The organism is Tenacibaculum sp. 190524A02b, assembly GCF_964036645.1.
Lineage (GTDB): Bacteria > Bacteroidota > Bacteroidia > Flavobacteriales > Flavobacteriaceae > Polaribacter > Polaribacter vairaonense.
Map to the genome: position 1 here is coordinate 2,997,726 of NZ_OZ038525.1, position 19,036 is coordinate 3,016,761.

The window sequence follows — 19,036 nt, forward strand, 5'->3', positions numbered from 1 at the left end:
TTTTTAAACGCGCAAATATAGTATTTCAAAAAAGATTTGGCAATTCTTTTGGTATATTTATACCATTAGCAGGGATTTAACGAAGATTTGACAGCATTTTTACACAGCCAAACTTTTTATATTATGTATATTTACATGCTTTTTTAAGCACAGCAAACAACTCTAACAACTTATACATATAATAATGGCAAATACTTCAGATGTTGCTGCAAAGCATTTAACTGATATTGAAATAGCGCAAGCTAAAGAACTAAAGCATATTAAACACATTGCTAATAAGCTTAACGTTGAAGAAGATGATTTAGAAATGTACGGAAAGTACAAAGCTAAACTTCCTTTAAATTTGATTGATGATAGTAAAGTAGCTCAAAATAATTTAGTTTTGGTTACTGCTTTAACACCTACTCCTGCTGGAGAAGGAAAAACTACCGTATCTATTGGGTTAACTGAAGGGTTAAACAAAGTAGGAAAACAAGCTACCGTAGTTTTACGTGAACCTTCTTTAGGCCCTGTTTTTGGAATTAAAGGTGGTGCTGCTGGTGGTGGTTACTCTCAGGTAGTACCTATGGAGGATATTAACTTACACTTTACAGGTGATTTTAACGCAGTTGAAAAAGCTAACAACTTATTATCTGCTTTAATAGACAACAACTTACAAAGTAAAACTAACAATTTAAATATTGACCCTAGAACCATTTTATGGAAGCGTGTGATTGACATGAACGATCGTGCTTTGCGTCAAATCACCATTGGTTTAGGAGGTACTGCTAATGGAATACCTAGAGAAGATGGTTTTAATATTACGCCAGCCTCTGAAGTAATGGCTATTTTATGTATGGCGACTAGTTTTGACGATTTAAAAGAGCGTTTAGGAAATATTTTTATTGGTTTTACTTTTGATAAAAAACCTGTTTTTGCTAGAGATTTAAAAGCTGAGGATGCGATGGCTATCTTACTAAAAGATGCTATTAAACCTAATTTAGTACAGACCTTAGAAGAAAATCCTGCAATTATTCACGGTGGACCTTTTGCTAATATTGCACAAGGTACCAACACGATTATTGCTACTAAAATGGGATTATCTTTATCTGACTATGTAGTTACCGAAGCTGGTTTTGGAGCTGACTTAGGTGCTGAAAAGTTTTTAAATATTAAATCGGCATATGCTGGTTTAAATCCTAAATGTGTGGTTTTAGTTGCTACCGTTCGTGCTTTACGTCACCATGGAGGTTCACCAAAAGAAGAGTACAACACTCCTAGTTTAGCACGTGTTCAAGAAGGCTTTAAAAACTTAGAGAAGCATATTGAAAATATTCGTAAATATAATATTGAACCAGTAGTGGCTATCAACTCATTTATTTCTGACTCTAAAGAAGAGGTAAACTTTGTTATTGAGGCTTGTGCTGCTTTAGGTGTTCAAGCTGTTGTTTCTGAAGGTTGGGCTAAAGGCGGTGAAGGAACTAAAAACCTTGCGAATGCGGTAGTCGATGTTGTTGAAAATAAAGCAACACAATACAAACCTTTATATGACTGGAAAAGTCCTGTAACCGAAAAGATAGAAACCATAGCTAAAGAAATTTATGGCGCTGATAAAGTAGAGTATAGTAAAAAAGCGCAATTAAACTTACGAAGAATTGATCGTTTAGGTTTTAATGATTTTGCAGTTTGTATGGCGAAGACTCAAAAATCTTTTTCAGACAACGACAAGTTAATCGGTCGTCCAGAAGGATTTACAGTAACTGTAAGAGAAATAGAAATTGCAGCAGGAGCACAATTCATCATTCCTATTTTAGGAAAAATGATGCGTATGCCTGGTTTACCTGCTATTCCTGCTTCTGAAGGAATGTCTATTGATAATGAAGGCGTAATTTCTGGATTGTCTTAATTCTTAAACAACATACATCATATATTAAAAATAGCACCTCTATCGGGTGCTATTTTAGTTTTTAGGCTTACCATGTTCTGTTGTTTTTAAACCAATAAAACAACATCATCCCTTTGTATATTTTTGATTAAATGTTTCTTTAATCCATTCAGAAATATCACTCTCCTCTGTTTTCTTTTTTTGAGTTTTGTATTCCTTTCTAACCTCTTTTAGCTTTTCTGATAAATCTATATACGCTATCAGGTTTCCTTTTTCAAAAGTCAATTCATAAACCGTTTCATATTTCCAAGCAGGATGAAATCCCATATGGACATACAACTCACTAATAAATCCTTTTCCAATTAAAATAGCTCCAGTATAATTGATTTTCAAGTCAATATTTTCATAACTCTTATTAAAAAAGTTAAACTTTCCTTTGTTACGCTTAGGTACTATACCATTGATAATTGGCTGAAAAAAATTAACAGCCACCTCAGCATTATTTACATTAAAATTCTTAATAAGCAGTTCATCATTCTCAATACTAAATTCTCTAACAAAACCTCTCCAACACGCAGAACTAACAGATTTAATTGAAATATTATAGTTCTCAGGATGAAAATCTATTTCCTCTGTAAAACCTGTTAATGAATAAGATTCTTCTTTAAAAACAAAACTATCAGATATTTGAGCTGTCATTACACTTATTAATTTTCAGTACAATTATAAAACATAAATATAAAAGTTAAACCGTTAGAATACCAATAACCAACCTACAGTAGCCAACAACAAAACTGGTGCTAACAAAATAAGAGAGCTAACCAGTACCCAAAAAGTATACTTTATATATACAAACCTTTGAGGTCTTGTTTTTGTTAACTTTTCCTTTAATTCTGGAGGTGTTAATTGCAACAACGCTTCTTTTGAAATATTCAAATCAATAAGTCCATTTACTTTGGAGCCCTCAACATAGCCTTTAAAAACTTCTTTAGGATAAACAAACAATGAAAAGCCCATTGCCCATAAACTCATAATACCTATTGGAAACTGTTTCCACATTCCTGTAGCAATTTCCCATCCTGCGATAAAAGCTTCTCCTTTCCAAGTTACATCACAATCATACAATACATGTTGTACATCATGAATATGAATAATCTTTTTTCTAAAAGAAGGATTGGGTAATTTGAGACTAAAAAGTTTAAAGTGCAAGTAAAACCAATCATCTTCTCCTCCTCCATTAGTAGATAAATTATTTTTTGTGTAAAAGTCTTGAAGTTTTTGTGCTATAGTCATGTAGTAAATAAATTATTATTTTACAAACCACTAACTTGTTAATGCTTGTAAACTTTGTTATTACTACAAAGGTATTCCCTTAGAATTCTAAAATACTTGACAATTATCAAGAAACTACTTTGCTCGTATTCTACTTAGTGTTTCTGCGGTCATTCCTAAAAAAGAAGCGATGTGTTTAGACGAAACTCTTTGAAATAAATAAGGCTTTTTTTGAAGCAAAATAGTATAACGTTCTTGAGCTGTATGCAATTGTAAATCATCTATACGCTCTACTAATTCAATATAAATTTGCTGTAAAAACAAACGTCCAAAACGTTCATATTTTGGGTGTTTTTCAAATATATTTTCTAATTCATCAATATGAACTGCAAAAGCCTCCATATCTTCCAAAGCCTCAATATGGTATTTGCTTTTTTTTCGTTGAATTAAACTATCAATAGCAGTAATACTTTCCTGTTCGGCTGCAAAATGAACCGTTATATCTTTGTCTTCTTTATAATAAAAAACACGTCCAATTCCAGAAGTAATAATGTAAAAGTGATTGCATATTTGTCCAGCTTCATGAATTATATGATGCTTAGGAAATTTTTTAAACACCATTACCTCTTGCAAGGCTTCCGCAAATTCTGGGTTTTCAAGTATTAAAGAGGGATTTTCTGAAAGCATATATAATTTGATTTCAATTAATAAAATTACACAATAATGTCTCGATAGTTCTACTGAGTACAACCGAAGCACAATTTTTCTTCCTTGTCATCATAAAAATCACTCGACATGACACCTCAACACGCAACAAGCTGTATTTTGAATTCATAACAATAAAACAAAAACTATAATTTTAACAATTCTTCCACAAATTCTCTTTTATTAGATAACCTAGGCACTTTATGCTGTCCTCCTAGTTTTCCTTTTTCTTTTAACCAATCATAAAATAGTCCTTCACGAGCTTGGTGTACTTTGGGCATAGTAAGCGTCATGTTATTGTAGCGTTTCGCTTCATAATCTGAATTGCAACTTTTTAGCGAATTATCTAGTAATTCCGTAAAAAACGAAATGCTTTCTGGTGCTTTTTCAAACTCAATAACCCACTCATGCGCTCCTTGTTTATTTCCATTCATAAAAACTGGTCCTACCGTATAGTCTTTAACCGTAGCTTGTGTTTTTTCACAGGCAGCTTTTAACGCTTCCTCTGTATTTTCAATAATCAGCTCTTCTCCAAATACATTGATATGATGCTTAGTTCTTCCAGTTATTTTCAGCCTATACGGTCTTATTGATGTAAATTTTACCGTATCTCCTATTAAATACCTCCATAACCCTCCATTGGTAGTAATAACTACTGCATAATTGACTCCTAATTTTACCTCAGAAAGCGGAATGGCTTTTGAACTTTCTCCACAATATTCACTCATAGGAATAAACTCATAGAAAATACCATAATCTAACATTAGCAAAAGTTCTTCGGAATTGTTTTTATCTTGAATTGCAAAAAAACCTTCAGAAGCATTATAGGTTTCGTAATATTTAAAATCTTTTTTAGGAATTAGTTTTTTATATTGCTCTCGGTATGGGTTGAAATTTACACCTCCATGAAAATACACTTCTAGATTAGGCCATACTTCTAAAATATTGTCTTTTCCTGTTTTCTCTAATACTCTGTTTAGTAAAACCAACATCCAAGACGGCACTCCTACTAAACTTGTAATATTTTCATGAATCGTTTCATCAATAATGGCTTCCATCTTTGTTTCCCATTCACTCATTAAAGCCACTTCTTGTTTGGGCGCCGAACTAAAATCTGCCCAAAAAGGCATATTTTCTATGATAATGGCTGATAAATCTCCGAAATAGGAATTATTATCTTCATAAACAGCTGAACTTCCTCCTAAACGCAAGCTTTTTCCTGTAAATAGCTGTGCGTTTTCATTGTTATTAATATACAAACACAACATATCTTTTCCTGCTTTCATATGGCAACCTTCTATTGCTTCATCACTTACAGGTATAAATTTACTTTTTGCATTGGTAGTTCCGCTTGATTTAGCAAACCAACGAATTTGTGAAGGCCAAAATATATTTTGCTCTCCTTTTCTACAGCGCTCTATCAAAGGTTCAATACTTTCGTACTTTTGAATAGGTACTTTTGTAGCAAATTCCTCATACGAACCAATAGACGGAAATCCATATTGTTTACCTACTTCCGTACTTCTAGCAGTATTTAATAACTTATGTAGAACTTCATTTTGTACATCAATAGGGTATTTTAAAAAAAGTTCTACTTGATGTTTTCGTTTTTTTAAAAACCAAGAAATGATTGAATTTATAAACGTAAACGCCATATATTTTTTAAGTTTGTGTTTTGTAGTTGTTATTATGTAATTATACCGATAACCGCAAAAAATTTAGCTAAAAGTAATAAAATTTAAGAAATGCAATATCAAGGAGTATTAAAAAAAATGGCTACGGAGCATTTAGATACCGTACAGTATTATTTAGATATGAAATCTGATTTTTTAAACATGAATCAGCTACTTCATAAAACTCTTGAATTGCGTTTTGTTACTTATGAATGTTTAAGTTGTACGTTGGAAAAACCTATTTATCGTCAAGGTTTTTGTAAAAAGTGTTTTTTTGAAACCGCTCATGCTGGTGATTGGATTATGCGTCCTGAGTTAAGTAAGGCACATTTGGGGATTGAAGACAGAGATTTAGAGTATGAAAAAAAGGCACAATTACAACCACATATTGTGTATTTAGCCAACTCAAGTAATGTTAAAGTTGGTGTTACTAGAAAGAGTCAGGTTCCTACCCGATGGATAGACCAAGGTGCACATGAGGCTATTGAAATTGTAGAAGTGCCTAATAGGTATTTAGCAGGAATTACGGAAGTTGCTTTAAAGGAACACGTTGCCGACAAAACCAACTGGCGTAAGATGCTAAAAAATGATATTGAAGATGAAAGTTTAAACGATTGGCAAGAAAAATTACGTCCTTTTATTCCTGAAGAAGTACAATCTTACTTTATTGAAAACAACAAAGAGACTGCTATTAATTTTCCTGTGGAACAGTATCCTGAAAAACCTAAAAGCTTAAACATAGTGAAGCAAGAGGCTTACGAAGGCAAGTTAGTAGGTATTAAAGGTCAGTATTTAATTTTTGAAGATCAAACGGTATTTAATATTCGTGCTAATGAAGGGTTGGTAGTTCAGATTACAGTGAAAGCATAGTATTGGCTTCTTTTAGCTTTTAGCCGTTGGCTTTTGGCTATAGGCTGGCGGAAGGTTTAAGGTATGAGGTGGAAGTGTAAAAGCTTTTAGCTATTAGTTCTTGGGCAGATGTCTGAGGGTTTGGGGTTGAGGTGTAAAAACTTTTTAGCAATTGGTCACTAGTTGTAAGTTTGATATTGAGTCTCTGGTTTGAGCTGATAATTTGAAACATGAAATTTAATATTCTTACCTTTCTTAGCATACTCAATTTTGGAAAAATGAAAAAAAACATTATACTTTTATTAGCTTTAGTTCTGACAATCTCTTGTGAGAATAAAAAATTAGAGGAATTAAATATTAAAATATCTAAATTAGAAAAATTGAATAAAAAATTATTAGATTCCTTGAACAAAAAAACATATGAAAGACTTATTAATTCTAATCTATGGGGAATATCAGAAAACAATGAGCTAATAACAAATAAACCTAATAAGTTTAAATTTGTTTTTTCATCAATTCAAAAGTTACCAGAATATAATATCTATGCAATAACGAAAAAAGGTGATAAAAAAATACGAACTTTAATTTATGAAAACTATACAGATGCTCAATTTGAATATAGTTTTATCCCCGAAAGTAAATCCGACAATTCATTTGAAATTGAAACTTTATTTTCTTTAGACTCTATTACCATTGAAATTCCTGGAAAAATAAGTATCCCTTTAAAAAATTAAAACTGCACACATAAATGTCTATGATTTCACATCCAACACGTCTCTTAAGGTATTTCCTAACAACATAAATGCCATTACTAAACTCATAATTGCCATTCCTGGGATAATAGCTAAATACGGTTTTCCTAAAATAATATAGTTATAGTGATTCTTTATCATAGCTCCCCAAGATGGTGTTGGTGGTTGTGCTCCGATACCTAAAAAACTCAATCCGCTTTCTATTAAAATAGCTGCGGCAAAATTAGCAGCTGATATTACAATGATAGGTGCTAAAATATTTGGTAAGATATGTTTAAAAATAATTCTCAAATCTGAAAATCCAAGTGCTTTAGCTGCCTCAATGTATTGTTGTTGTTTAGCTGTAATTACTTGTCCTCTTACTACACGCGCTACCTCAACCCACATGGTTAAACCTACCGCTATAAAAACTTGCCAAAATCCTTTTCCCAATGCTAGTGTAATAGCAATTACCAATAATAATGTAGGAATTGACCATGTGATATTTATAATCCACATAATAAAATCATCTACTTTTCCTCCAAAATATCCTGCTATAGCTCCTATGGGAATTCCTACTATAAGAGAAATAAATACTGCAATAAAACCTATAAAGAAAGAAATTCTTGTTCCTATTAATAATCTACTTAATAAATCACGTCCGTATTTATCCGTACCTAATACAAATGTTTTTTCTTGAATGTATTTTTCTGGCGCGTTTTTAAATAATGATAAGGCATATTTTTTAGGTAAGCCATCTGCATACTTAATTACTTCTAATTCTTTATCTAAAACCTTATAGGATTGTATGGGTAATTCAGTAGTCACATGTTGTTTTCCGCTTATAAAGGTAGTCCACCATGAGGTAGTTTCTTTTTTAACATTCGGAATTAGCAGCATAGTAACAGTAAAACCTGGTGATTTTGAATGGATTTCTAAATGCATTTGGTTTGCCGAATTGCTATTGTCTGGTGCTAGCCAGTAACAAAATATTGCTACAAAACCACAGAGTATACTATATAAAAAGCTTGCAACACCTGTTTTATTACGTTTGAATTTACGTAATGCTACTTGCCAAAGCGAATTGGACTCTATCATAAATTATACTTTTTTATTGTTCATTACTTACTCAAAAGGCACTACAAAACTGCATTGAGAGCTACCAATAAAACTCATTTCTTTTTATACATTATACAACTAAACCTCAATGGCTAGTATTTTTTTATCAACTCTTTGTTCATTTTCTTTGCATGCCCAAAGAAAACGAACCAAAAGAAAAGGCACTTTTTCAATGTATTTTTTAGCTTTAGCTAAAAACCGAATTTAATCCCTAAAATCTTTCCAAGGCTTCAAGATTTTTTAACGGTATTAAATTCTATACTGCGAAAAAGATTTGAAAAGCACTGCTTTTAATCGCTTATCACTATTCTTTAAAACTTTTCCAAAAACTTTAATTGCAATATCTTTTATGAATATCCATTTTGTACAAATGAATCGTTCTCGATAATTTTTATTGCTTTATCACTTCGTAAAAAGTACCGAAATATGCAAAAAACTTACCCATAGTCAATAAAAAAAGTGAACTTAACTAAACCCAAAACTATTGAATAGAAATTGTATCAACAACTTTTATGGTAATAAAAAAGAGTGCAAACATTTTTCTACACTCTTTATATTATTTATAATATTTTGTTATACGTTCTCTGTAAAAATATCCGAATTTATATTTTTTACATAAGCATCATATAATAGTTTTACACTTTTATAAGCATCACTACCTTCTTCTAAGTTTTCCAATTTTTCTTTTTGTTTTTGCGCTTTCTCAAAATAATGATAATCGTTATACAACATTAATGCGTCTTGTACTACTTCTACTGATTGCGAATTAGCATCCGTTCCGTAAAATTGTTCTATTATAGCTGCTGATGCATGCGTTGGTTTGAAGTTTTTTAAATCTTCTCGTTCTCTTCCATCTAAGGATATTAATACATATGGTGCGTCTCCTTCATAAGCTTTTTGTGTTGTTTTATGCACTACTCTTACTTGAGTACTATCACCTACCTGTACGCTTTTAGGTCTGTAATTGATAAATTCTTTTTCAAACTTTTTATCTGTTATCAAAACATATCTTGCTTTAGTAGGCAACTGCCCAGGTGTATCTAATCTAATTGTAAAATCTCCTCTAAAGAAAGGTTTGGTTTCAAATATTGCTTTTCCTAGTTTAGACACGATCGATGTTAGCGTACTTCCTGCTAGCAAAATACTTGCTGCTGGTGCAAATACAGGAATACCTCCTGCTTTGGCTAATAAATTAGATACACTTTCAAAGATACTTTCATTAAAAGTATCTGCTACCAGATGAAAAGAGCATAAAATTGTATTCATATCTAAAGCTGGTGTATAATATACTATTGGTGATCCTTCATTAAAAGCTGATGGTTCATAATAGTTATTATCTTCTACTTTTTTTACAATTTGATTAATGGCTTTGGGAGCAGACTCGTATGTCCCTACTGATTTAACTCCTGTAGTTACTAACATATCTTTCTTACCTAAAAATCTACCGGGTGCATCTCCTGAGTACACCGTTAAAATTTCAATGCTTAAGGGTTTTCCAATTCCAATAGGTGTAAAATCAATGGGAGATAATTCATTTGCATTTATAGAACCGTTTTCAAATTGCAAACTCATTTCACCTCCAGATCTTACCGCTTTATCTAGCGAAGAAAGTTCTCCTGAATATAATTTTTCTTTTGCCTCGTCCTCAAATACAGGAACATCATTTAAATAATAAATTGTAGCCATGGTTAAGTTGTTTTATGGTTAGTATAAAGTAGTATTGATGTTATTGCAACTGTCATAATCACCTCACATCAAACTGATGTTCATAAAGTTAAACTTTTTTCAAATAAAAAAACCATCCGAAAGAATGGTTTTTATCCCCCAACTTAAAAGAGGCGTAAATGATATATGTTTTTATTTTTTTGTAATGCTATGTTTTGCGTAATTATATCCTAATAGGTCATATCGTTTTACAATGTGTTGCAAACGTTTATGAAAATCCTTCCAATTTTTATTTTCTTTTGTTGACCATACTACTTCAGATAAAGCTGTCATTCTAGGCAATACTCTATATTCTACCAAATCCCAAGTAGGCATGTATTCTGTCCAAACATTTCCTTGCGCTCCAAGGATATATTTTTTTTCCTCAGCATTTAATTCAGCTGGAGTTGGTTCATAAGCATATACTTTTGCTACACTTGTATGCCTTTTACTTCCTGTTATGGGTTCTTTCTCTTGTGCTTCTTCAGGTACTTGGTAATAATCAAAATAACAATGTGTACCTGGAGTCATGATTACTTCATGGTGTTGTTTGGCTGCTGCAATACCGCCTTCAACTCCACGCCAAGACATTACGGCTGCATTGGGTGCTAAACCACCTTCCAAAATTTCATCCCATCCAATAATATTTCGTCCTTTTGAATTCAAAAACTTTTCTATTCGTTGTATAAAATAGCTTTGTAATTCTTCTTCATTTTTAAGTTTTTCTTTTTTCATTAATTCTTGTGCATAGGCACTTTCTTTCCATTCTTTTTTCAAGACCTCATCTCCTCCAATATGGATATATTTACTGGGGAAAAGTGCCATTACTTCTGTTAACACATCTTCTAGAAACTGAAATGTTTCTTCGGTTGGCGCATACACTTGTGGGAAGATTCCCCATCTTTTAGCTACTTCAAAAGGGCCTTTGGTGTTTCCAAACTCAGGATACGCCGCCAATGCTGCTAATGAATGCCCTGGTAATTCTATTTCTGGAATTATAGTAATATGTTTGGTCTTAGCATATTTTACTACTTCTTTAATTTCTTTCTGCGTGTAAAAGCCCCCATATCTAATGGTATCATAGGTATACGGTGCATTTCTTGTCCCCGCTAATCCAATAGCTGTTCCTTTTCTAAAACCTCCTATTTTGGTTAGTTTAGGATACTTTTTAATTTCTATTCGCCAACCTTGATCTTCGGTTAAATGCCAATGAAAGGTATTCATTTTGTGCATTGCTATTAAATCGATATACTTTTTTATATATGGCACTGAAAAAAAATGACGTCCAACATCTAAATGCATGCCTCTATAGGTATAACGCGGATTGTCTACAATCTCAACCGCAGGAACAGTCAATTCTTTAGTTATACCCTCAGCATTCTCAATTTCTATGGGCAACAGTTGTCGCAAAGATTGTATCCCGTAAAAAACACCTTTTGCTGTTTTTCCTGAAATGATAATAGCATTATAATTTACTGATAACGTATATCCTTCTGAGTTTTCTATACTATTATCTAGTTGTAGTGTAATATTTCCTTGACTATTAGTTGTTGATTCTATAGCTAAATTGTTTCCTAATGAGACTTTTAATAATTCTGATAAATAAGTTGCTTCTTGTGCTAAACTAGGCTCACAAATTATTTTTGTTTTTGGGGTTAACAGGAAACGACCTTTGGCTATGGTTAGTTTTTGAGGTCTGGGTATGATTTGATAATCACTTTCTGAATTTGATATTTCTTGATACTTATTAGAACAAGAGGCTATTAATAGGCAAGCTATTACGAAGACAATATTTTTCATTAATAGTTTTTAAAGTTCGGTTATTGTCAAATGTATCAATTTGTTTTGAGAACTTTCTTATTCAAACACAAATAACTCTCACAAAAAAAGGAGCTTACTTTCGTAAACTCCTTCTTTATTTTATTCGTTTATAATTACTTACACTATTTCTACAAACAAACCTTCTTCTGTTTTTTCTACTTTAGCTAGTTTATTTTTGGTTAACCCTTTAATGGTTTTATCCCATTTTTTATTACTTAACCCACTTTGTACTTTTAGCTCGTTTAAATCTATCTTCTCGGTCTTTTCTAATAAAGCTAACACCGATTTTTCATCCTCATTTAATTCCACAGTTGGCGCTTTTCTTTCCGGTTTCATCTGTGGGAAGAACAGTACTTCTTGGATAGATTGATTGTTGGTTAAGAACATAATTAAACGATCCATACCAATTCCTAACCCAGAAGTTGGTGGCATTCCGTACTCAAGTGCACGTAAAAAGTCTTGATCTATAAATTCACCTGCTTCATCATCTCCTCTTGCTGCTAATTTTAATTGTGCTTCAAAACGCTCACGTTGATCTATTGGGTCATTTAACTCAGAATACGCATTGGCTATTTCTTTACCACACACCATTAATTCAAAACGTTCAGTTAACTCAGGGTTGTCTCTATGTTCTTTACATAAAGGCGACATTTCTTTTGGATAGTCTGTAATGAATGTTGGTTGAATGTAGTTTCCTTCACATTTTTCACCAAAAATCTCATCAATTAATTTTCCTTTCCCCATGGTATCATCCACTTCAATACCCATTCCTTTAGCTGCTTCTCTAATTTCATCTTCTGACTTTCCAGTAATATCAAAACCAGTAAAATGCTTAATAGAATCTGCCATGGTAACACGTGCATACGGTGCTTTGAAATCTACCTCATACTCTCCAAAAGTAGCTTGGGTTGTTCCATTTACTGCTAAGGCACAATGTTCTAATAGCTTTTCAGTAAAGTCCATCATCCAATTATAGTCTTTATAAGCTACATAAATCTCCATAGCTGTAAACTCTGGATTGTGTGTTCTATCCATTCCCTCATTACGGAAGTTTTTAGAAAACTCATACACTCCATCAAACCCACCAACAATTAAACGTTTTAAGTATAACTCATTGGCAATACGCATGTATAATGGAATATCTAATGCATTGTGATGCGTAACGAAAGGTCTTGCAGCTGCTCCACCTGGAATTGGTTGTAATATTGGTGTTTCTACTTCAAAATAACCAGCATCATTAAAAAACTGACGCATGGCATTGAATAACTTGGTACGTTTAACAAATACATCTTTTACATGTGGGTTTACAGCTAAATCTGCATAACGCTGACGATAACGCATTTCAGGATCTGTAAATCCATCAAAAGTATTTCCTTCTGCATCTACTTTAGGTAATGGTAATGGTTTTAATGCTTTACTTAATAGTGTAAAGTTCTTTACCAATACTGTTTTTTCGCCCACTTGTGTAGTAAACAACTCTCCTTCTACACCAATAAAATCACCTATATCAAGTAATTTCTTGTATACTTCATTGTATAAAGTCTTGTCTTCTCCTGTACAAATTTCATCTCTATTAAAATAAACTTGTACTCTTCCTTCACTATCCTGCAATTCAGCAAAAGAAGCTTTTCCTTGAATACGACGAGACATTAATCTTCCAGCAATTATCACCTTTTTCCCTTCAGTGAAATCCTGTTTAATCTGTTTGGAATTGGTATCTAATGGATATAAATCTGCTGGATATGGATTGATTCCTAACTCACGTAACTTGGTAAGTTTTTCTCTACGTACAACTTCTTGTTCTGATAATTGCATTGTTTAAACTTTATAAGATTTCTTAAATTAAAAGCGCAAAGATACAATCAATTACAACATAAACCAACGTATGTAATACCATTTCTAACCTAAATATGTTCAATAAAATTGGGTGTTTTAAGCTTATCTATAAATTTAAAACCGAAATAGCTATTAAGACTTTTTCCGTGAAAAATTACTTTTTTATTTGGCAGACACAAAATTATATGTATATTTGCAGGCTGCTCTTTTTTAAAAGCAGCGTTTAGTTGTGTTGTTAAAGTGCTGAAAAGCACTATGGTTTTGTTACCAATGGAAAGCTTCCCTGAGATGGGTTGCTTTTTTTTTGCTTTTGAAATACTACTATCAAATTACGCCCAAAAGCCTCCTTTATACTCCCAAAACTTTATTACAAAAAGAACGAAGTATAATACCGCTACTGAAAATTTTATAGTTACTGAAGCTAAAAAACCTAAGAAAGCTCCAAAAGAAGCTTTTAATGCTCTGTTTACATCTGATCCATCATACAACAATTCACCAACCAATGCTCCTACAAAAGCTCCTATAATAATTCCAAATGGTATGGGTGATAATAAACCAACTATTAAACCTATGGTTGTTCCATAAGCTCCATATTTAGTGCCTCCAAACTTTTTAGTTCCCATTGCTGGTATAAAATAATCTAGAATAAATATTAAAAGTGCAATAACGCCTGTGATTGTTAAGAAAGTGGTATTCATTGGTACTGCATCTGTAAAATGTAGTACTAATAACCCTGCCCAACCTGTTATAGGGCCTGGTAATACAGGAAGGAAAGAACCCAATATTCCTAATCCTGTAAGTAAAAACCCTAATATCAATAAAAATGTATCCATAGTATTTTTTATTCGTATTACTATAATTAAGACGTTATCAACTCTTTTTTGTTACATTTCAACTAAAAAATTAGTTTAAACTAATTTTTTAGTTATATTTGTTTCATTGAATATCAAACAATTGAAATAAATGAGTAAACAATTAACAAAAGCAGAAGAGCAAATTATGCAAGTTTTATGGGAGTTAAAAGAGGCTTCTGTAAAAGATATTATTCATGAAATACCAGCACCAAAACCTGCTTATAATACGGTTTCTACTATTATTCGAATTTTAGAAACAAAAGAATTTGTGAGCCACAAACAAAAAGGTAGAGGCTATGTTTACTTTCCTTTAATTGAAAAAAGCATGTATAGTAATCAAAGTATTCATAAACTTATGAACGGTTATTTTGGAGGTTCTTTTAAAAGTATGGTTTCTTTTTTTATGAAAGAAAATCAAGTAGATATAAATGAGTTAGAAAGTATTTTAAAAGAAGTAAATAAAAACGACTAGCTATGATTGATTACATTATTCAGGTATTACTATTTCAAATATTGTTTACCCTTTGTTACGATTTATTTTTAAGTAAAGAAACTTTTTTCTCTAGCAATAGATGGTATTTATTAGGAGCAACGATATTTTCCTTTTGTTTACCTTTTATAAACGTTTCTTTATTTAAGAAAACTTCAAATGAGTATTTAGTATTAGTACCTGAAGTAATTATATCACCACAAAAGGTTATTGAGGCCTCTACTTGGTATCAAGAAATCAATTACGTAAGTCTTATATTCTGGATGGTTTCTATTCTTTTTCTAGGTCTATTTATACATAAACTATCTACCATCTTTCGATTGATTACCAACAACAAAAAAATTAAAAAAGACTCGTATACTTTAGTTTTAATTAATGGTAAAACTAAGGCTTTTTCTTTTTTCAATTATATTTTTATTGGTACTGGTATCGCAAAAGATCAACAACAACAAATTATACATCACGAATTAATTCATAGTAAACAAAAGCATTCTTTAGACTTATTATTTTTTGAGTTTCTTAAAATTTTCATGTGGTTTAATCCAATGATTTACATACTACAACATAGAATTTCTTTAGTTCATGAATATATATCCGATGCTGAAGTAAGTAAACTCAGCTCTAAAAAGGCATATATCAACAATTTACTATCTGATATTTTTCAGGTAGCTTCTATTTCATTCATTAATCAATTTTATAAACATTCATTAATCAAAAAACGAATTATTATGATGACAAAAAAACAATCCGAAAACCGTAAACAACTAAAGTATTTAGTATTAGTCCCAGCTGTATTAGGCATGCTATTTTATGTTTCTTGTAATAACACCGACACAAAAGTATCATCTCCTAGCTCCTCAGAGAAAATGGTAGAACCAAAGGAAAATTTACCAATTTTGAGTAACGAAAAAGTTTCTTTTGCTTCATTAGAGAAAATTCCTACTTTTCCAGATTGTCCTGATGGGGATAAAGGTTGTTTTAACAAAACAATGATTTCTTTTGTTCAAAAACATTTTGATGTAAAACATGCTAATACTTTGAATTTACCTGTAGGTAAAAAACGAATTTATGCTTCATTTATAATTTCTAATACTGGAGAAGTAAAAGACATTAAGGCTAGGGCTCCACATGCTACCTTAAAAGAACATGCAGAATCAATTATTAGTAAACTACCCAGAATGAAAGCTGGTGAAAAAAACGGTAAAAGGGTAAATGTTCATTATACACTGCCTATTACTTTTGTTGTTGAATAAGTATGAAAAGGTTATTCTTTTTAAGTTATTGGCTTTTAACACAGACTTTAGCTTATTCACAACAGATTCCAGACACAACATTTATACCCACAATTGAAAAAAGAAGCTACGCTACTAAAATATATGTAGACGAGGCTCATGGAAACTTTCATACCATTAACAATCGTTTTTTACCTTTTGCTACAATTTTAAGAAAAGCGGGGTATACTGTGAAAAGATTTCAAAATACATTTTCTGAAAGTTCTTTAAAAGAATTGAAGGTTTTAGTTATCTCAAATGCTTTGCCTCAAACTAGTAGACCACCATTTGTTGCGCCTACTCAAAGTGCTTTTACTAAAAAAGAAATTGAAAGCATACACAATTGGGTAGCCAACGGAGGTTCTTTATTTTTAATTGCTGATCATATGCCTTTTGCTGGTGCAAGTGAGCAATTGGCAGCTACTTTTGGGTTTAAGTTTTATGATAGTTTTTTATTCACCAAAGACAGAAGAGGTATTATCGATTTTTCTAAAGAAAATAAAATGTTATCTACCGCTAAATTAGCATCTGATAATGCTCCACATAAGCATATAAATCTAGTACGGACGTTTACTGGTCAAGCTTTTAAGGCTCCTAGTAAAGCTACCTCAATTTTGAAAGCCAATGAAGATCTAATTGTTCATTTACCTGATACTATGTGGCGTTTTTCAGAAAAGACTAAACGTTTTTCTGCCAAAGACTTATCACAAGGTGCCATTATGAATTACAAAAAAGGAAAGATTGCTTTTTTTGGTGAAGCTGCTATGTTTACCGCTCAATTAGCTGGCCCTAATAGAATAAAAGTAGGAATGAATGCCAAAGAAGCGGTTGATAATTATAAATTGTTACTCAATATTATGCATTGGTTACAATCAAAATAGATTCATATTTAAAAGCCGAGGAAATTATTTTTCGGCTTTTATTTTTCAAAAGTCAACCTAATATTTAGATACCTGATAATTTATATCTAATAATTATCTATATCATATTTTTTGTATTTTAATCTCAAAATCAATTAGATGATGAGATTCTTTTATTGGACCTTCTTTTTTTGTACACTTACTTTTTCATCTTGTGATTATTTCTCTTTTTCATCCAAACCCCAACCAATACTTATAGATACTATCGTTGACTTTACAAAAGTGGATAACTCTCCTGCTTTTATAGCTTGTAGAAACTTAATAGACACAGAAAAAACGAATTGTTTTAGAAAAGAGCTGCATAGAAAAATTGCCAATTACTTGACCAGCGTTAATTTCACTGTTGAAGAAACTATAGATGAAACTATTTTTTTACACTTACAAATTAGCAATAAAGGCGTTATTCTTCTAAAAGAGATTGAAGCTTCCTCTTACACTTTAGAACAAATTCCTGCTTTAGACAGTTTATTAAAAGCATCTATACAAAAGCTTCCTACTATTACTCCTGCTACTAAAAGAGGGATTCCTGTGAACACAACTTATAAGCTCCCTATTAAAATAGAAATTGCTAATTAAACTTTAACGATTCTTAGACTTATATAATTTAATTATTTTCGCTCTTTAAAAAATACAACATGAGTTTTTCTGTAAATTTTACCACTAGATGGGCTGACTTTGATGCAAATATTCATATGCGTCATACTGCATATAACGATTATGCTGCTGAAGTTAGACTTCGTTTTTTTAATAAACACAACATTACTATTCAAGACTTTACCAAAGAACAAATTGGTCCTATTTTATTTGAGGAAAACACCAAGTTTTTAAAAGAAATTCATATGGGTGAAGACATTTCTGTAAATTTAAAAGTAGTTGGACTTTCAAGTAAGGGTGAACGATGGAAAATTCAACATGAGGTTTTTAATAGCAAAGGAAAACGTGCTGCTATTATTACTGTGTATGGTGCTTGGTTAGATTTGGTAAAACGCAAACTGTCTGTTCCTCCTATAAAATTTCAAGAAATTTTTAATGAAGTAGAAAAAACGGAAGATTTTCAAGAAATTTTATTAAAACAATCATGAGTACATCAAGGAAAATAAAAGTTATACTAGTGCTTCTGTCTATTGGGATTAGCTATTGGTTAAAGCAATCGGATAAAAAAGAAACAAATTCTCCCTCAAACTCAGAAGTACGTTCTGAAAAAAAATCGACTTTTAATTTTCTACCTACCTCAACTACTGGAGCTATTGTTAAACATAATGGCTATCAGCTTTCTTATAGTGAAGCACATGAACAAGCGGAATGGGTTGCTTATTCTTTAAGTAAAAAAGATATTATTTACACAAAGCATAAGCGACCTTTTTTTATAAGTGACCCTAAAGTACGAACAAAATCTGCTAGTTGGAAAAATTATAAAAGATCTGGATATGACAAAGGACATCTTTGTCCTGCTGGTGATAAGCGTTACTCAAAAAAGGCGCATGACGAGACTTTTTATACTTCTAACATTTCTCCTCAAAAGCATGATTTTAATGCTGGTATTTGGAACAAACTAGAACAGAAAACGCGTTATTGGGCTAAGAAATACAATCATTTGTATGTAGTTACTGGCGGAGTTTTAAAACCCAATTTAAAAACGATTGGTAAAGATAGAGTTAGTGTCCCTAATCAGTTTTATAAAATATTACTTGATTATACAAAACCTGAAATTAAAGCTATCGCTTTTTTATTACCTCACCAAGAAAGTAATAAGCCTTTGTATAGCTTTGTTGTTTCGATAGATTATTTGGAAAAACTTACTGGTATTGATTTTTTTCCAGAGTTGCCTGATAAACTTGAAAATAAACTTGAAGCTTCTACGGATTATAAGAATTGGAGTTTTAGGTAATCATAAAACATAAAAAAACCGAGCAAATGCTCGGTTTTT

Annotated in this window: 18 protein-coding genes; 9 read left to right on the plus strand and 9 right to left on the minus strand. The window is 31.7% G+C overall.

All coding sequences use genetic code 11. The features are described 5' to 3' along the window. Positions 1 to 184: 184 nt before the first annotated feature. Positions 185 to 1,885, plus strand: a complete 1,701-nt coding sequence (locus ABNT65_RS12270) for a formate--tetrahydrofolate ligase (protein ID WP_348737644.1) — start codon at positions 185 to 187, stop codon at positions 1,883 to 1,885. A gap of 105 nt (positions 1,886 to 1,990) precedes the next feature. Here the strand turns inward: ABNT65_RS12270 and ABNT65_RS12275 are convergent, their stop codons facing one another. The 4 genes from ABNT65_RS12275 to ABNT65_RS12290 all read right to left on the minus strand — a co-directional run bounded on the left by ABNT65_RS12275 (position 1,991) and on the right by ABNT65_RS12290 (position 5,496). Beyond that, complete coding sequence (locus ABNT65_RS12275) at positions 1,991 to 2,563, minus strand: hypothetical protein (RefSeq protein ID WP_348745952.1); 573 nt, start codon at positions 2,561 to 2,563, stop codon at positions 1,991 to 1,993. Between the two features lie 54 nt (positions 2,564 to 2,617). Beyond that, positions 2,618 to 3,157, minus strand: a complete 540-nt coding sequence (locus ABNT65_RS12280) for a hypothetical protein (protein WP_348703799.1) — start codon at positions 3,155 to 3,157, stop codon at positions 2,618 to 2,620. A 114-nt stretch (positions 3,158 to 3,271) separates the two neighbouring features. After that, positions 3,272 to 3,823 carry a Crp/Fnr family transcriptional regulator gene (locus ABNT65_RS12285; protein ID WP_348737640.1) on the minus strand — a complete coding sequence of 184 codons (552 nt, stop codon included), beginning with the start codon at positions 3,821 to 3,823 and terminating at the stop codon, positions 3,272 to 3,274. Positions 3,824 to 3,987: 164 nt separating this feature from the next. Further along, positions 3,988 to 5,496, minus strand: coding sequence for a GH3 auxin-responsive promoter family protein (locus ABNT65_RS12290; RefSeq protein WP_348737639.1), 1,509 nt, complete (start codon positions 5,494 to 5,496; stop codon positions 3,988 to 3,990). A 90-nt stretch (positions 5,497 to 5,586) separates the two neighbouring features. Between ABNT65_RS12290 and ABNT65_RS12295 the strand changes: the two genes are divergently transcribed. Both ABNT65_RS12295 and ABNT65_RS12300 read left to right on the plus strand, forming a co-directional pair. Next, positions 5,587 to 6,384, plus strand: coding sequence for a DUF2797 domain-containing protein (locus tag ABNT65_RS12295; protein WP_348703795.1), 798 nt, complete (start codon positions 5,587 to 5,589; stop codon positions 6,382 to 6,384). A gap of 257 nt (positions 6,385 to 6,641) precedes the next feature. Then, positions 6,642 to 7,097, plus strand: a complete 456-nt coding sequence (locus ABNT65_RS12300) for a hypothetical protein (RefSeq protein WP_348745953.1) — start codon at positions 6,642 to 6,644, stop codon at positions 7,095 to 7,097. Positions 7,098 to 7,115: 18 nt separating this feature from the next. Here ABNT65_RS12300 and ABNT65_RS12305 read toward each other — a convergent pair whose 3' ends face one another. From ABNT65_RS12305 to ABNT65_RS12325, 5 genes are all read right to left on the minus strand, one after another. Further along, positions 7,116 to 8,192, minus strand: coding sequence for an ABC transporter permease (locus ABNT65_RS12305; protein ID WP_348745954.1), 1,077 nt, complete (start codon positions 8,190 to 8,192; stop codon positions 7,116 to 7,118). Between the two features lie 594 nt (positions 8,193 to 8,786). Further along, positions 8,787 to 9,899 (minus strand): hypothetical protein, encoded by a 1,113-nt coding sequence (locus tag ABNT65_RS12310; protein WP_348737635.1) that lies wholly within the window; start codon positions 9,897 to 9,899, stop codon positions 8,787 to 8,789. A 171-nt stretch (positions 9,900 to 10,070) separates the two neighbouring features. Then, complete coding sequence (locus ABNT65_RS12315; RefSeq protein ID WP_348745955.1) at positions 10,071 to 11,717, minus strand: beta-N-acetylhexosaminidase; 1,647 nt, start codon at positions 11,715 to 11,717, stop codon at positions 10,071 to 10,073. A gap of 138 nt (positions 11,718 to 11,855) precedes the next feature. After that, positions 11,856 to 13,553, minus strand: a complete 1,698-nt coding sequence (lysS, locus tag ABNT65_RS12320; protein ID WP_348737632.1) for a lysine--tRNA ligase — start codon at positions 13,551 to 13,553, stop codon at positions 11,856 to 11,858. Positions 13,554 to 13,903: 350 nt separating this feature from the next. Further along, positions 13,904 to 14,407 carry a DUF456 domain-containing protein gene (locus tag ABNT65_RS12325; protein ID WP_348703786.1) on the minus strand — a complete coding sequence of 168 codons (504 nt, stop codon included), beginning with the start codon at positions 14,405 to 14,407 and terminating at the stop codon, positions 13,904 to 13,906. Positions 14,408 to 14,537: 130 nt separating this feature from the next. Between ABNT65_RS12325 and ABNT65_RS12330 the strand changes: the two genes are divergently transcribed. The 6 genes from ABNT65_RS12330 (at position 14,538) to ABNT65_RS12355 (ending at position 18,997) form a co-directional block, all read left to right on the plus strand. Beyond that, the gene (locus ABNT65_RS12330) at positions 14,538 to 14,900 is read left to right on the plus strand and encodes a BlaI/MecI/CopY family transcriptional regulator (protein ID WP_348703784.1); all 363 of its coding nucleotides are present in this window, start codon (positions 14,538 to 14,540) and stop codon (positions 14,898 to 14,900) included. Between the two features lie 2 nt (positions 14,901 to 14,902). Further along, positions 14,903 to 16,171: a M56 family metallopeptidase gene (locus tag ABNT65_RS12335; protein ID WP_348745956.1), complete on the plus strand. Its 1,269-nt coding sequence runs from the start codon at positions 14,903 to 14,905 to the stop codon at positions 16,169 to 16,171. Positions 16,172 to 16,173: 2 nt separating this feature from the next. Then, positions 16,174 to 17,070: a DUF4350 domain-containing protein gene (locus ABNT65_RS12340; protein WP_348745957.1), complete on the plus strand. Its 897-nt coding sequence runs from the start codon at positions 16,174 to 16,176 to the stop codon at positions 17,068 to 17,070. 138 nt (positions 17,071 to 17,208) lie between these two features. Next, entirely contained in the window at positions 17,209 to 17,685 is a 477-nt protein-coding gene (locus tag ABNT65_RS12345; RefSeq protein ID WP_348703778.1) for a hypothetical protein, read from the plus strand. A 59-nt stretch (positions 17,686 to 17,744) separates the two neighbouring features. Next, positions 17,745 to 18,191 (plus strand): acyl-CoA thioesterase, encoded by a 447-nt coding sequence (locus ABNT65_RS12350; RefSeq protein WP_348703776.1) that lies wholly within the window; start codon positions 17,745 to 17,747, stop codon positions 18,189 to 18,191. Continuing rightward, the gene (locus ABNT65_RS12355) at positions 18,188 to 18,997 is read left to right on the plus strand and encodes a DNA/RNA non-specific endonuclease (protein WP_348745958.1); all 810 of its coding nucleotides are present in this window, start codon (positions 18,188 to 18,190) and stop codon (positions 18,995 to 18,997) included. Before ABNT65_RS12350 ends, ABNT65_RS12355 begins: the two co-directional genes overlap by 4 nt. The last annotated feature ends 39 nt before the right edge of the window (positions 18,998 to 19,036 follow it).